General features: G+C 51.7%; 9 protein-coding genes. 3 read left to right on the top strand and 6 right to left on the bottom strand.

The genetic code is table 11. The annotated features are described in order from the left end of the window. The first annotated feature begins 129 nt into the window (after positions 1-129). From P9H32_RS07345 to P9H32_RS07335, 3 genes are all read left to right on the top strand, one after another. Positions 130-885, top strand: a complete 756-nt coding sequence (locus tag P9H32_RS07345; RefSeq protein ID WP_322608246.1) for an AraC family transcriptional regulator — start codon at positions 130-132, stop codon at positions 883-885. Positions 886-965: 80 nt separating this feature from the next. Further along, the gene (locus P9H32_RS07340) at positions 966-2,798 is read left to right on the top strand and encodes an arylsulfatase (protein WP_322608245.1); all 1,833 of its coding nucleotides are present in this window, start codon (positions 966-968) and stop codon (positions 2,796-2,798) included. A gap of 2 nt (positions 2,799-2,800) precedes the next feature. After that, a complete protein-coding gene (locus P9H32_RS07335) occupies positions 2,801-4,687 on the top strand; it encodes a hypothetical protein (RefSeq protein ID WP_322608244.1) in 1,887 nt (628 codons plus the stop codon). Here the strand turns inward: P9H32_RS07335 and P9H32_RS07330 are convergent, their stop codons facing one another. The 6 genes from P9H32_RS07330 to P9H32_RS07305 all read right to left on the bottom strand — a co-directional run bounded on the left by P9H32_RS07330 (position 4,688) and on the right by P9H32_RS07305 (position 15,750). Continuing rightward, the gene (locus tag P9H32_RS07330) at positions 4,688-7,690 is read right to left on the bottom strand and encodes an FAD-dependent oxidoreductase (protein WP_322608243.1); all 3,003 of its coding nucleotides are present in this window, start codon (positions 7,688-7,690) and stop codon (positions 4,688-4,690) included. A 185-nt stretch (positions 7,691-7,875) separates the two neighbouring features. Then, entirely contained in the window at positions 7,876-9,993 is a 2,118-nt protein-coding gene (locus P9H32_RS07325; RefSeq protein WP_322608242.1) for a DNRLRE domain-containing protein, read from the bottom strand. A gap of 157 nt (positions 9,994-10,150) precedes the next feature. Next, positions 10,151-12,076, bottom strand: coding sequence for a hypothetical protein (locus P9H32_RS07320; protein ID WP_322608241.1), 1,926 nt, complete (start codon positions 12,074-12,076; stop codon positions 10,151-10,153). Positions 12,077-12,101: 25 nt separating this feature from the next. Continuing rightward, entirely contained in the window at positions 12,102-12,860 is a 759-nt protein-coding gene (locus tag P9H32_RS07315; protein WP_322608240.1) for a PEP-CTERM sorting domain-containing protein, read from the bottom strand. A 113-nt stretch (positions 12,861-12,973) separates the two neighbouring features. After that, positions 12,974-13,606, bottom strand: a complete 633-nt coding sequence (locus P9H32_RS07310; protein ID WP_322608239.1) for a response regulator transcription factor — start codon at positions 13,604-13,606, stop codon at positions 12,974-12,976. A gap of 14 nt (positions 13,607-13,620) precedes the next feature. Continuing rightward, positions 13,621-15,750: a sensor histidine kinase gene (locus P9H32_RS07305; RefSeq protein ID WP_322608238.1), complete on the bottom strand. Its 2,130-nt coding sequence runs from the start codon at positions 15,748-15,750 to the stop codon at positions 13,621-13,623. Positions 15,751-15,834 lie beyond the last annotated feature (84 nt).

The raw sequence follows: 15,834 nt of genomic DNA, 5'->3' as shown, positions 1-15,834 counted from the left end.
CTTTCCTGATGGTGGGGTAAGATACACATACAAAGAGACGCTTTTCTTGTAGTCACTGGGACAATTTTTGTAAATTTTCGGCACAACCAGACAGGCAGAACAATGCTTTTATGAAAGATAAGGTGGAATATGGAATATTTTGACAAAATATTTATAGCAAATTTGGGCGACCCGGCTTCAATCATAACCTTATTCAACCAGCTTCCGGACATTCACTTTTTCATGAAAGACCGGCAAAGCCGCTATACTGGATTCAATCGCAACTTCGCGCAGCGACTGGGGTATAAGAACGTTACCGATCTGCTCGGCAAAACTACGGAAGAAACCTGTCCCCCCGAACTGGCCAGCGCATATATCAAAGATGATCTGGATGTTATGCAATCCAATCGGCCCAGCTATGACATTCTTGAACTCAATCAGTCCTACGACGGAACCATGAACTGGTTTGTTACCACCAAAATTCCGCTTCACGATCAGAACGGACAGGTCATCGGGCTGGCCGGCATCGCCCGTGACATCAAACGAGCCAAAGCTGCTCTCGAACATTTCCAACGATTTGAAAAGGTTTTTATGTATATCGAAAATCATGTTTCCGAACGGATTGAGATCCCTGAACTGGCCGCATTGATGCATGTTTCGGTCAGTAAGTTTGAACGGGATTTTAAAAAATTTTTCCGTACAACACCGTCACAATACATTATTCAATTCCGCATTAAATCCGCCTGTCGGCTACTGGCCGAAAGCACCCGCTCCATAGCCGAAATTTCCGGAGAATGCGGTTTTTACGACCAGAGCTCCATGACCCGAAGCTTCCGCTCACACCTGAATATTTCTCCATCGGCCTACCGGAAAACGCACCGTCGCGGTTCCGGGATGTCCAATTGATCATTCACACAGCGTTTCTCCATAGTAGAATAACTTTCAATAGGGGGAGAAAATCTCCATCGCCACAAGAGGATAAAACCATGAAAAAACTCGTGATCGCACTCACCGCACTGCTTGCCGTCCCGGCCGCTTTTTGTGCTCAGAAACCCAATGTCTTGATTGTGATGACCGATGACCAGGGCTATGGGGATCTCGGCATTAACGGGAACACGATTATCGAAACACCGCATATCGATCAATTCGGCGCCCAGAGCATCCGGCTCGATAATTATCATGTAGACACCACATGCGCGCCCTCCCGCTCCGCATTGATGACCGGCCGCTACTCCAACCGCGTTGGGGTATGGCATACCGTGCAGGGTCGCAATATGATCCGTCGCCGCGAAATCACCATGGCCGATATTTTCAGTCAAAACGGATATGCTACCGGCATTTTCGGAAAATGGCATCTGGGCGATGTCTATCCCTACCGCCCCGAAGACAACGGTTTTCAGTACTCGGTGATCCATCAGGCCGGCGGTGTCGGTCAGGCCCCCGATTACTGGGGCAACGACTATTTTGACGACACCTATTCCGTGAATGGAAAACTGAAACGCTTTAAGGGATTCTGTACCGATGTCTGGTTCGATGAAGGCCTCCGCTTTATCGAACGGAACGCCAACGCCGGGAAACCGTTCCTAGCTTATATTACCCCCAATGCACCCCATGGCCCCTTTTACTGCCCGGAAGATTATTACAACCGGTATAAAGATAATCCCGATGTGCCGAATGCCGGATTTTACGGTATGATTACACATATCGACGATAATATGGCGCGGCTTTTCCAAACCTTGGAAAAATGCGGAATTGCCGACGACACCATTCTCATCTTCACCACCGATAACGGCACGTCCGGGGGAACCTGGGATGGCAAAGGATTCGATGCCGGTATGCGCGGCACCAAAGGTTCGCAGTATGAAGGTGGCCACCGCGTTCCTTTCTTCCTGCGCTGGCCCGGCGGCGGACTGAACAAAGGTAAAAGCGTGAAGCAGTTGACCGCTCACCTCGACATTCTTCCGACTCTTATCGATCTCTGCGGACTGAATGCTCCGGACATTGATTTCGATGGAAAAAGCATTCGGAATCTGCTCTACACGGATGGCTCTGAATGGCCGGAACGAACCCTCATGGTTGAAACACAACGCGTAGTCGATCCGGTTAAATGGCGTAAATGCTCCGTTATGACCGAACGTTGGCGACTCGTCGACGGCAAAGAACTTTATGACATCCTGAACGATCCCGGACAGAAAACCGATATTGCCGGCCAGTACCCCGAAGTCGTTGAACGATTGCGCGGAAACTATGAAACCTGGTGGGCCGACGTTTCCCGGGAACATAACCTGACCAGTTATATGATTATCGGATCCGAAGAATCGCCCATTGTTAAACTCTGTTCCCACGACTGGCTGGTCGAACAGATTCCCTGGAACCAGGCGCAGGTCATGCACGGCATGTTTGCCAAAAAAGCACACTGGGCAGTGGAAGTGGAACACGACGGCATCTATGAATTCTCCCTGCGCCGCTGGCCGGTTGAAGCCGATCTGCCGATCAACGACGCCAATGGATACAAAGGGTTCAATTTTGATACCGCAACGATGCAGATCGGGGACTTCAAACAGAGTAAACCGATCCCGGCCGGAGCAAAAGAAATCACCTTCAGCGTCAAACTGAAAAAAGGCCTGACGACGCTTGCTCCCTTCTTTTCCGGAGGCGGAGAAGAATCGACCCCTTACTATGTCTATGTAACGCATAAACCCTTCAAAGGCTGGCAGACCCCGCAGGGCATGGGGATTCCGAAATTTGACCCCGATTACGGCCGTGTTCCGCCACAACCGCTTTCCCAGGACTCCGGAAAATACGCAAAAAAACATTAATCATGATCCGCCGTTTCTGCTTTGTTGCATGCGCGGCCTGGAGTTGCCAGGCTGCGACGCTGTGTGTGGACCCCGACACGCGCATCACGCTGAAAACCGGCCCGCACAAATCGGCATCCATTGACCGGAACATCTATTTCCGCACCTATCATATTCCCGGCATGTTCAATGAAGCACTTGCCGAAGAACTGGCGGAACTGCGGATTTCACCGGGACGCGGAACCGGTCCCTATTTCGGACATAACGGCGGAGACCGCCAACGTGCCGGCTGGGATCCCGACCTGCCCCGACAACTCCGGAACTATGCGGAATTTTACCGGAATGCGGATAAACGGTATCCCGGAGCTCCTCACGCCCTTGGCGGTGGAAACTATCCGGAATTCACAAAGACCGAAAACCGCAAACTGTACGACACCGATGAATCGATGGTCGATAAACACCGCAAGGGCATTCCTCCGGAAGATTTTGAAGAATGCGCCGACCTTGTTGTGCAATGGCTGGAAACCCTCCAAACAGCCAAGGTGACCCCGCCCCGCTGGTTTTCTCCACTCAACGAACCGGACGGAAACTGGAGAAATTCTCCCAACCCATCACAGGATCAGGCCGATTTTTCCCGCCTGCTGGCGCTTCAGCTGAAAGATCGTTTCCCGGAAACAGGAATTTCCGGTCCGTGCACCGCCTGGCCGCACCCGCGCGGTGATTTTCGGCGTTGGACTGATTCCGGATGGGAAAAACAGTTTATCGAAACCTGTGGCGATGTGGCAGCCGCGTATGATTTTCATCTCTATTCCGCGGAACAATGGGCTCTGGAAAATCCACTCAACGACTCCCCGAATTTTTATAATTCCTACACTAACGGCAACTTTTTCGTCTGGGACTTCGGTAAAGCGGATGCGTTTCTCGATCTGGTTTATGCCCACCATCAGGCTTTCTGGAATGAACCGTCGCTTCCGGTGATTATCACCGAATTCGGCCGGCAGAATATTTTTCCGCAAAAAGGCCCCTGGGAAAACGACATCAACTACTATCTGTTCGGCACAACCGTCACCCGGATCTGGATGCAGCTCATGCAGCGTCCGGAAGTGCAGTTAACCGTTCCCTTCATCCTTCCGATCAGCGATCCGGGCTACGCCCCGCGACGCGGACAGGCCATGTATACCCGCAATGAAAACGGCAATCCGGTCAAAACTCCGCTTTTTGATTTCTACCGTTTTTTCCAATCTCTGGAAGGTGAGCGCGTAAAATTCCAATGGCTGGAAACCTCGCCTGAAGAACAGCTCGGTCTGACCGCCCTGCCGATGCGGCACGCAAACCGGCTGATGATTCTTCTGCACAATGCATTTGATGCTGAAAAACAGATTCACCTCGAAACCGGCGGTACGAAATCGGCAAGAGCGGCACGTATGCGCTGGCAAAACAACCGCTGGCGGATTGATCTCCAACCGTTGGAAAAAGTGGATGCTTCCCGCCTGATCCTTCAACCCGAAGAAACCATGATCGTTTATATGGATCTTCCGGATTCCGGAAAATCAGCACGGCAGACCATCGAGCGGTTTTATTCGCGCGACACCCTTAAAAGTCTCCAATCCGGTAAAGCCCGTGTGACGATCGAGCTCCCCCATCCTGTCGTTGGCCGGGCAACAGCCGTACCCACCCTGTCCTGCCCGAACGGATTTACTCCGGGGTCAACACTGACCCTCAAAATCAACGGATTTTCACAGTCGGTTGAACTCGATTTTACCGCCGGCACAAAAGATCTTTTTATCCCGCTTCATTTCGAGCTGCCCGACGGTATTCTTGAAAAAGAAAACACCTTCCATTTCATTCTGAAATCCCCGAAGAAATGGAAGGCGTCGCTGGCAACGCTTCGCGTTGAGCTGGTTCGTTAACTATTCGTTATACGCCCGGACTTCATAAATGCGCGCCGAAGGATCGCCGTTGGTGGCGGTGATCACTACACGGATCATATCTGTGTCTATGGTTTTGAAACGGTGAATGCGCCGGCGCTGATAATTGTTCTTCACATCAGCAACCGTTTTCCACCGATTACCGGTTTTAATCTGAACCTGATAATCGCGAGCTGCTTCCGGCGGCATACGATGCTCTTTTTTCCACTCCCAGGTCGCACGTTTGGCTTCATTCACATCGGTATCAAAGGTCAGATAAACCGCATTCAGCTTTTTCTTTCCGCTAAAATCCAGCTCGATCCACTGCGGCAGTTCCTCATCCGGATCAGACGCCCACATATTCATTTCATCATCCACAATACGGGTTACGCCGTTGATGACATTCTGCGCGCTGAACAGCGCCGATTTTTCGCTCGAAGCCGAAACGGAAGCCATCAGCGCGAGATCGTTTGGATCTTCATTTCGAAGGCCGATGATATACATGTCATCTTTCAATAACTGCTGTTGCAGTTCCGGGATGTGGTGCTCATAAATTCCGCGCGGATCCGTTTCTTTCTGCACACACATCGCAGCCGCAGTACCGGCCGCCTGTCCCATCACGCCTGTAGTGGCCTGCACGCGCAGCGTTCCCAGTGCCACATGCGAACAGGAAACGTTCCGGCCCGCCATAAACAGATTCGGCACGTTTCTGGAATACAGAATCCGGAACGGAATATTATACAGCGGTGTATGCGTGTTGAAATCAAACGGTCCATCTTTCGAGAAGATGCCTTCCGGATGATGAATGTCCAGTCCCCAGCCGCCGTTACCGATGGCATCATCGAAATGGCGAGCCTCCAGCACATCGTCCTGCGTCAGAATATGATCCCCGACCAGACGCTGTGTTTCACGTTTAGCGTTGGTGAGCGGAAGCTGTGTCAGTTTCCGATTGGCCGCTTTTTCTTTAAATTTCGATACGTTTTTAATCCAGTTCCAATAACTGATACTGACATTAATCAGTCCGTCACGCGCTGCTTCCGGATCCCAGAGGTCGTCCACTTCGTTACGGTTTTCATGCCACCAGGTTCCGCTTTTCCAACTGGATTCCACTCCGTTACGCGCTTCCAGCGCTTCCGTGTTATCGGACAGGTCCCACACCCAGTCCGGCGTTTTAAACGGAGCCGGCTTACCCATGTCCACACTACCGTAAGCCAGTTTCGAAGAATGGAACAACGCACCGCTCATCGTGAAAATATCGCCATCTTCCGGCGCATTGCTTTCGTTAAACATCCAGCTGGGCTCACGACCACGTAACAATTCAGCACCGGCGTAGTAACCGATCCATCCATCGCCCGTGCAGTCAATAAACTGTTTTCCGGTGTAGCGTGTCAGGTGCCCGTCAATCATATCAAAGGCCCGGACCGCCGTAATCCGGTTGCCATCGGTACGTTCCACATCGTAGACATGGGTATTAAGGAAAACAGTCAGATTTTCCTCCTGCGCAGCCACGACCTCGGCCCCGTTACTCCACTTCTTCATAAAGTTGTAGGAACGCAACCGGCCGATTTCTTCATTAAGCCCACCTTCACGCGCATTTTTCTTACCGAAATCGGCAGGGCCGAGAATCGGAACCCCCATCTCCGTGCTGTTGTTTCCACCGATCATCGGACGGTTCTGAATCAGCGCGGTTTTGGCTCCTGTACGAGCCGAGGCAATAGCGGCATTAATACCGGCAGCGCCGGCACCCACAACAATCACATCATAATCACCCACGGTTACTTCGTCTGCTCCGCGACCGGTCAAGCGACGCTGTTCCCCTTTATAGCCATCGAATACAAACGGAGGAACATAAACCATATCACGCGTCAGAATAATCGCATCACACCGGCCGTACCAACCGGTCAGATCATGAAGCCGCAATTCAACTTCGCCAACACCGAGCTCAAACGTTCCTCCGTCCTCCCAGACCCATTCCTGAATAGGTTCTGTGCCGAATACCGTTTCGGACTTTTGGCCGTTTACCAATACATTGAACGTTCCGGGATTGTGCTCTTTAATCCAGTTGCGGCTGCGGACCCAAAGTTTATAGGTTCCTGCTTTTTCGATATTGATTTTTGTAACGGCATCTTCGACCGGCTCACCGGTTCCGGCCGCGAGCATGTAGGGCGATCCCACCTGCGGAACAAACTGGGTTTCCAGCCACCAACCGCCGTATTCATCAAAATCTTCGGCATCAATCCAGATATAGCCCGGAACCACTTCTTTGGCTTTCCGTTTTTCGCCCTTGTGGAAAAAGGCCTGAAAGCGTGCATCGGCCCGCTCCACTTCAAAACGACCGGCCAGATGCGTTTCCGCAATAAATTCCGGATTCAGTGCTTTTCCGGAAATCCGGACTTCATCAATCGAATTCCAGAGCACATGTTTTCCGTTACGTGATCCCACAAATACCGGCTCTTTCGATGCATCTATTTTTCCAGACACAGGAAGTTCCGCGTCTTTTTCCCCATCGATATACAAGGTAAGTTTTTTTCCATTGTAGGTGGCCGCCGCATAAATCCATACCGCTTTCGGGAAATTGGATTTTTTCGATTTCACGGTATGCGCTTTCCCATCAATCCAGATGGTCGCCCCGATTTTTCCGCCGGGAATAAATCCCAGACTGTACGCACCCTCTTTATGGATCCAGGTCGGAGAATCGTTATAGTTCGGCTGCCATGGAGCCACCCACCCTTCGACGGAGATTGCGCGGGCCGGATTCAGCGACTTACTGTTTTCGGCAGCAATCAGGCCGTCAGTTTTCATCGTGACCGCCGGGCTGTTCACCCCGGCCGCCCAGGCAAAATTGGTTAAATGAAGCGTGTTTCCACTCCCCGAAGAATCCTTAACGGTTTGGCCTGTTCCTTCATCCATTTTCCAGTATGTCCGAATATCAGGATCCGCCTGAGCCGGACCGGCGGAAACCAGAGCAATACCGGCGACCAATGCATAAAATAACTTTTTCATCATCTCTCCAATGTTCCTGTTTTATTCAATCAACGATGTATACACTCTCGGTATTGAGGACAATATACCTTGCCCCGCATGGTATGATTACTTTTGCGCCAAATAGAATGCACGACTCTTCACAAGCTGGATACTGTACATTCAGTCAGTGTCCGGAAGGACCGCAGGAGATGCTTTCGGGCGCATCATCACGGCTCAAGAATCACGCGGTAAAATCCGGTTCGATTGGTTGAAACCGGCGGTTCAAAAAAGATGGGATCCGTTTCGGCATTGGTCGTGCAGAGATCCGTCCAGCGGTCAGCCATCAGGTTATCTGAATGCTGCAGCGTATAGGTCAGACCGGTGATCGTACCCACTTCAAATACATAAGCATCGCCCACCCGTTCCGCTTCATGGAATACCGGCGGTTCATCCACAATGGAAACAGAAATATCCTGATACCCGCTTCCCCGTGTACCGATTCCCGCAAGGCGCAGCCGATAACGCCCGGGAGTCCCAAAAAGTGCCGTATTGGTGAGCGCATGGATATCCGTAAAATTCACCGAAGCGGGTCCGCTGACCATCCGCCATTCCACTTCATCTACATGATCGGCCCTGCCCTGCAGAACAACCGGCCGGTTGATGATGCCCGTCAGATCAGGTCCCGCATATACCTCAGGAAGAAAACGGCCCAGATAACTGACGGTAAGCGCCGGACGTTCATCTGCCGATGAGGCATCGTCGGAACGAAACCGACTCATTTTACCGTCCGGACTGCTCTCCGTTTCCGGAGATGAAATGATAAGTTTCAGCGGAGAAACAGAATCCAGAGCAGCCTGAGCTGAATCAACGAAAAATGATGAAGAGGGAAATGTTTTATAACCGGCTTCCGAGGCATCGTACCCCGGATGCGATGACAGAAGCGTGGGATAAAAATCCCCGCCGGCCGTGATCCAGTTCTGAGAACCGGTACGCGAAAACCAGGTAGCCCCTGAACCGTCCCCGTTTCCATCACTCCATCCTCCTCCATCTCCGGTTCCTTCAATGAAAGACGTACTCAGTTCACGAAGTTCCATATCACCCACCGCTCCAACACCGCCATAATTATACAGAGTCAGTTCCGCGGACTGAATTACCGCTTCCGGATCCAGCCCACTCAGATCAAACTCCAGCAGACTGCGTAAAGCCCCGCCTCCCCAGCGACCGACAATCAGCTCATTATCCGCCCCGGAATTCACATCCGGATAATCCTCACGAATGAACGTTGCGTCATGCTCATATCCGTCAGTACCATTTCGTAACGTCACGCTTAAAGGCGCATTCACAGCAATGGCAACAGAGTCTGAATTAGTAACATTCCCGATGATTGCAGAGCACATGATTTCATAGTAGCCGTCTGCCGAAAATCGCACTCCCGTATTGGTGGAGGAGATGTCATCAAAAATAACCGAGCCCGGCCCGGACTGTTTTGACCAGATAACCGTCGGCACCGCTCCCGTATTGACCGCCGTCACTGCCGCCTGAAGCACGACGGCCGTATTTGTGTCCGTCAGAGTTGCACCGCCGGAACCGGGAGAAACAATCTCAACGGTGGCGTGCGGTCCGAGTTCAAAATAGCGGACATAATCGTATTGCGCTTCAACCGGAAGCTGCGACTCATCAATGGCCGGCTGCCCGTCATAGACCAGCCCCAGCGAAGTAAGCCATATGTTCATATCGCCCTGTTCAAACTGTGTGGCATCCACTGTCTGCACCACAGTTCCATCAAAATAATAGCGGACCTCATCCGGTGTATATTCACAGCCCAGAATATGAAATGAGGCACTCAAATTCGGAGTCTCGATTTTCCTGGTTCCAAACATCACATGCGGTTCCGGTTTCCAGCGGTGCACATTCACAGAATAGTCAAACAGGTCGATCGAATCATTTTCAAACACATCCAGTTCAATCACCGGCGATTCACTTGCCTTATACGGCATCATCCAGAACGAGGTGTGCCATCCCCCGGTCGGCGGACATCTGAAACGGGATTCATAATAGCCGTAGCGCATTCTGCGGGCGCTGATCAGTCCCCCCGCCGTAAACTCCTTGGTCCCCTTGGTTTCCTTTTTCAGAATGCAGCGATATACGCCGCCGGAAACACTGTTGTTCGCCGCCGTCTGGAAACTTTTGACAAAGCTTCGGCTGTCATCCCCTTCCCGGTATTTCCATTTGGTTTCATCCACAGCCGTTCCGTTAAACTCATCCGACCAGGCCAACCGGTAACCGTTTAACGATGTTGCGGACCCCGGCTGAATATCCGGATCGCTGGCGGGATCGATATCCACAGCACCTGATGTAAAAGGCAGCCCCCCCTGAAGCACGGTTATTAATAAGAAAACTATCTGGAAACTTCGCATATGCTTACGTTTTTCTTTATTTACAAAAAGGGCACCCTGTTACCAGGGCACCCCGTTCTCCAACCAGAGAACCTGAGATGAAACTTTATGGCTGTGTAATTCTCAGACGAATGAAAACCCGCTCTTTTTCGCTTCCGTCCACTTCATGCATCATAGCATTGAAATCAGGATCAGCCGTCAGATTGGTGGAAACCGAACTCCAGCCCGCATTGGTCCAGGTTCCGGTAATCAGATCATCACACTGCTCAACCCAATAGCTGATTCCCGCATCCCCGGCAGTCAGCATCATGTTGGTATAGGCAACGGAATCTCCCGCTAACGTCATCGTCGGCAGCATAGCCGGATCTATTGTTCCATTGGCGGGATGACCGCCCAGAGCAAACTCATAAAGATTGTTCAGTCCATCGGAATCATAGTCGTCATTCGGTCCTGAATTCGGTTCACCCAGCATCCCGAAGAATTCCTTAAATCCATCGTATCCCGGCGGAGCTGGTTCGGGAATTGCATCAAACATCGCCTGCATGGAAGCTTCCGAAAGAGCCCGCTCATTAATCGCAATGTTCTGATAGAATCCGTTCCGGAACGCACGGTTATTATTTCGGCCGGCAAACAGGATGGATTTATTCGGATTTCCCGCTGCGGTCATGACCGACTGCCCCGTTTCGAGCTCAAATTCACCGGCTTTCCCTTTGAACCAATGCAGTTGATTGGTACTTTGCCCAAGATCCCAGGTCATACCGAAATAGTACCAGGTGTTCTCTTCCAGCATATCACCGCAATAGGTCTTGCGGCGTCCGGCATCATTGGTCCATGCACTGTCAAAATGAGTGATACGAAGCTCCCCTTCTTCAATACCAACCTCAAGGTGCTGTCCGTCAGCCCAGACCCCCTGATTAAATAAAGAACCAAATCCGCTCAGATCATTCGTTGCCCCGGTCTTAAACATAAACGTCACCGTTCCAGTATCGCCGGTACAAAACAATCCCGATGAGGAAGCCACACTGGCATAGTGTTTCCCTTCATTGGTTGCAACCGTATAATCAAGACCGAAAGCGGCATCTGCATTGCCCCATACATCCGCCGTCGTATTCGTCATTTTTCCGCCCCAGGTCAGGACATAGGAACTGTCTGCCGACCCCAGATTGGGCTGATTGGCGGTTTTATACCAAAGCTCCGGTCCGGTACCTCCATCTGCCGGGGTGGCAATCACTTCAGAATAATCCGTCAGGCGTTGCGCGGAATCGGAAAGGGTTGCCGCGAACTGATCCTGAATCGCCTGCTCCGACAACATACGTTCATAAACAGCAAAACTCTGTACAGCCCCGTCATCCAAAGAACTTCCTGACGAACGGCCCGCCACGAATACCGCCTTGGTATTCATGCCGGCCGAAATAATGGTCCGTGTTCCCTGATTCAGACTGACCCCCAGTTCGCCGGCGTACCAGGTCAGAGATTCATTTCCCAGCGTCAGATCCCAGGCATACGCCACATAATACCAGGTTCCGCCTTTCAGACCGCTGATCATATCCCAGGTCGGCCGGGCACCGTCGGTTTCCGTCGTGCTGCCCTGCAGGTTGCTGTTATGAATACGTATTTCAAACGGCTCGCCGTCGCCCCACACTCCCTGATTAAACACACTGTACGTCGTTGTTGGTTCAATTGCTGTTGGTGTACGGAAAAGCAGACACACCGTTCCGGTATCGCCCGAAGCAAAAAGGCCCGATGCATCCGCAATATTAGCTCCGCCGGAAGCACCGGCTTCAAGCCCGAAGGCCGAATCGGCATTCCCCCAGAAATCGGTTGAAAGCCGGGTCATCGGCTGCCCCCAGGTGAGCGTATACTGCGCTCCTGCAGAGCCGTCATTCGGTGTGCGGGCCGTTTTATACCAGATAGCCGGGCCGCTCCCGCCATCCGACGGAGTGCCTACTTTATCCAGATAATCCAGCAGGTCGCCGGCCTGCGCAGATACGGCAGCCAAACCTGCCGCCATAACAAATATGATTTTCTTCATCTCTCTTCCTCCTGTAATTTTCTGTTCAGACCATGAATATGCGGCGTATGCAAAGTACCGCTCCGCCGAACAGGGCCACCAGCCCCAGAGTTGCCGGTTCCGGCACAGCTGCAGTTCCCACATACATCATATCAACATCATCCATATCGGGTGTTCCGGTCATGCGCACATAAGCAATATCAGCTGTCGTACCGCCAAAATCAGCCATATCAACCGTCACACCGAAAAGGCCTCTTTTGTTGAGTTCAGATGCCCCGGTCAGGTTAGCAGTACCAAAATGACTGCCTCCCACGTCTGTAAGATTAACCGGACCGCCCACCTGTATTCCGGTGTTGCTGAATGCCTCAATGGAACCGGGCTGGTCATACCACCTGCTGGTCGTTCCGTCTGTTGTAGAGGTTGCATTCCAGATCAGTGCAAGTACATGGTTTGAAGAAACGGACTCTCCCAGCCCGTATTCCACATTGGCTGCAGCGCCCATAATTCCGGTATCCAGCCGGTTATCGGTTAAGGCCTCCACACCCGTCACCGGATTCTCTGTGGCGATACTTCCGTAAACAACACTGTCATTCGCTGACACAACATGATCAATGCCGGTAAACCCGGAATATGACCCTGATTGATCCGTAAGAGTGGATAAAACATTCATCGTTTTATTACTGCTGTTTGATCCGCCGGCCCACCACCCTTCCACCGGCCCGACCGCGGTAATGACTGAAACATCCGCACAAACGCACAGAGTCAGTGCAACCGCACCGCATGTGAAATACATCCTCCCGCTCATTCTGATTCTCCCTTTGCTGTTAATGTTCCCATTCGATACGCCATTTGTATCATTCACAATGGAAACGCAAGGGCTCAAAAAACATTCCCTATTTGGGGGATGGAGCGTCTGAATTATTCGTTTAAATGAAGAATTCCTTTTTCGTAAGCGATTACGACGGCCTGAGTTCGGTCAGCAGCCCCAAGCTTGGAGCGCAGATTTACAAGGTGAGCTTTTACCGTTTCATCGGCAATCCCCAGCATAACGGCCATTTCCTTATTGGAATGCCCCTCTGCCAGCAGCTTAAGCACTTCTATCTCACGCGGACTGAGATCCGACATTTTGCGCCGCTCTCTCAGCTTCTTCGCTATGATTTCCGGATAGAATTCCCTGCCGGATGCCACCGTTTTAACCGCATCAATCAGCTCATCCACATCACCGGCGGTTTTTGTCAGATATCCGCGAACCCCGGCCCGAACCGCTTTCCAGATATCCTCCTCTGAATCAAAAACTGAAAGAAGAATGATTTTTGTTTCCGGAACATCCTTTAAAATTGCTGTCGTGGCCTTGATCCCATTTCCTCCGGGCATTTTATAATCCATCGTAACCACATCCGGCCGATGTTCCCGGACAAAGGCCAAAGCCTCTTCCCCGCTTGCCGCCTCGCCGATCACTTTGAATTCCTCCTCGGAACTGAGACTGCCCCGTAGCCCGAAACGCATCATGGGATTATCATCAACAATCAGAATTCGAATACTTTGATCCATATCATCCGCCCTCATCAAACCGCCGCCACTTCCGCAGTCACCACGGTGCCTTCGTCTTTTTCACTTTCAATATCTAACGAACCTTTTATGTTCTGCATCCGCTCCTGCATACCCTGCAGTCCAAAACGCCCGGCTTGTGCCCGCTCTTTTAAATCAAACCCGCATCCGTCATCGATAACCACCGCCTTCAGGCCCGCCGAAAAATCAAGTTTTACGCCAATCCGCTCTGCCGATGCATGGCGTACCGCATTGGATACCGCCTCTTTGATGACCAGCAGAACATTCCGCTCCACCGCCGGCGCAAACCGGCGGGGCTTTCCATCAATCCTGATGTCCACGTTTACCCCCCGCTCTTTTTCCAGAGTCTGTAAACTGACCCGGACCGCTTCAGCCAGATCCATTTTTTCAAGCAGACCACCGCGCAGATCGAGAATCGACGTTCTCGATTCCTCCGAACAGTGCGAGAGCATATGCTCGACGGCCTCAAGAGCCTCCGCGTTCTGATCCGTTTCCGTTTTCCACTCTCTGGAAAAAGTACCGACCCCCTCAATATTTCCTGCCGTGATCAGATCGTCCAGATGCCGGAAATTCCTTTCAGCACTCTTCCGGAAAATACGCCGAACCCCTCCCAGATGAAAAATCGCCCCGGCCAGGCCCTGTTCCAGATTATCGTGCAGTTCCCGGGCAATCCGCTGGCGCTCTTCATGGATCGATTCGCGTTCCACTTTTTCGGCGATAATACGAGTCTGACGTTCCACGGTTTTCCGCAGGATCACAATCCAGACCATGGAGATCATGGTCACAATCATCACAACGCCGAGCAGCATAAGCAGGCGGGCTTTTGTCCACCAGGGTGGCGGACTCAGCACTTCAATATCCTCTGTTCCGCGCAGCTGAAGCCAAAAGCCGGAGATCACCAGATTCTGGAATTCCGTATCATCCCGCTGCATAGTACATATACCGGAAAGACGTAGCATGGCTCCCGGCTCAACCCGGCCTTCCGGCTGTATCCCCGCCGGCAGGCGCGCTTCAAAAAATTCACCGGCCGAGCGGCAGCGCATGGTATACTGCGGAACAGAGCCGCCATCGGCATAATCTTTCTTGATTTCAACCAGTTCAGCATCCACCTGAATCAGATTATAATTCATCAGCGGGTCAAGCGGGTTCAGCAGATCGAGCACCACAGGAACCGGACGCTCTGCTTTGCCGATCATTTCAATCTCACCGGCCCGGAAAGCGGGGCCGACCGGTTGCAACCAAATGAACCCGGTTAATGAAACTTCAGCGCCGGGCTGGACGTCAACCGGATCATTCAGCGCCACTTTCAGACAAGCCCGTTCTCCTCGAAGAACCATCTCTTTTCCGCGGGAATACAGTACAATACCGTGTGTTCGGAAAGGACGGTTGAACGAAACATTATGCCTCATCAGTTCATGAATATCACCCGTATCAACCGTATTCAGCAACCACTCTTCTCCGGACAGCAGAAAATCATCCGCGGAATGGGCATAAAAAATACGACCGATCATCTGCCGGTTTTCATTGGCCACGGTTCCACAGACCGCACTTAACTTCACAAAGCTGAACATCAGCTCCCGGATCCGCTGCTCATTGGATTCAGAATACGGCAGATGCACCACATACTCTTCGCTGTCGACATCAATCAATTCGAGTAAAATACCCGTTTGATCTGCTGAAACCTTCATGGAAAGCAGGCGTCCCCGAATCCAGCCCCACTTGCAGTCGCTGGCCGGACTCACAAAATCAGTATTATAAATCTGCATCGGCTCCGGCCGCGGCCGGTTGCCCTGCACCCGTATAAACGCAGCTTGAATATCCGGCACAAACGTGCCCGCCGTAGTTTTGCCTCCGACAAGCACCTCATCGCCCGCTTTCAAAGATTTTACAACAGAGGAGTCATTCGTTATTCCACGGACAAAAATACCGACTTCTCCGTCATGCATAAAAAAATGGTTTTTATAAGGATTTACCCGCAGCACCTGTGCTTCGATCTGAACCGGGTAGCCCTGTCCAGCCTGTTTTGCAGATAGGCGGCGAATCTGCTGAATCGAAGTAATGGGTACCTGTCCGAATACCGTTGCACCCAACAACAGCAGGAAGCTCCAGAGCAGAACGATACCCACTCTTGCTTTATAAATTCTGCACTTTTTCACAGAATGAGTAGAATGGGTTGCTTCCTGAATATATACAGCGTTTTACGCAAACAA

Source organism: Pontiella agarivorans (assembly GCF_034531395.1).
In the GTDB taxonomy this organism is placed as follows: Bacteria; Verrucomicrobiota; Kiritimatiellia; order Kiritimatiellales; family Pontiellaceae; genus Pontiella; species Pontiella agarivorans.
Note: the sequence above shows the minus strand (reverse complement) of the source record. Positions and strands in the feature narration are given on the sequence as shown.

Coding starts and splice junctions, on each gene's coding strand:
- P9H32_RS07345 (WP_322608246.1), top strand. CDS start 130: ATGGAATATTTTGACAAAATATTTATAGCAAATTTGGGCGACCCGGCT.
- P9H32_RS07340 (WP_322608245.1), top strand. CDS start 966: ATGAAAAAACTCGTGATCGCACTCACCGCACTGCTTGCCGTCCCGGCC.
- P9H32_RS07335 (WP_322608244.1), top strand. CDS start 2,801: ATGATCCGCCGTTTCTGCTTTGTTGCATGCGCGGCCTGGAGTTGCCAG.
- P9H32_RS07330 (WP_322608243.1), bottom strand. CDS start 7,690: ATGATGAAAAAGTTATTTTATGCATTGGTCGCCGGTATTGCTCTGGTT.
- P9H32_RS07320 (WP_322608241.1), bottom strand. CDS start 12,076: ATGAAGAAAATCATATTTGTTATGGCGGCAGGTTTGGCTGCCGTATCT.
- P9H32_RS07315 (WP_322608240.1), bottom strand. CDS start 12,860: ATGAGCGGGAGGATGTATTTCACATGCGGTGCGGTTGCACTGACTCTG.
- P9H32_RS07310 (WP_322608239.1), bottom strand. CDS start 13,606: ATGGATCAAAGTATTCGAATTCTGATTGTTGATGATAATCCCATGATG.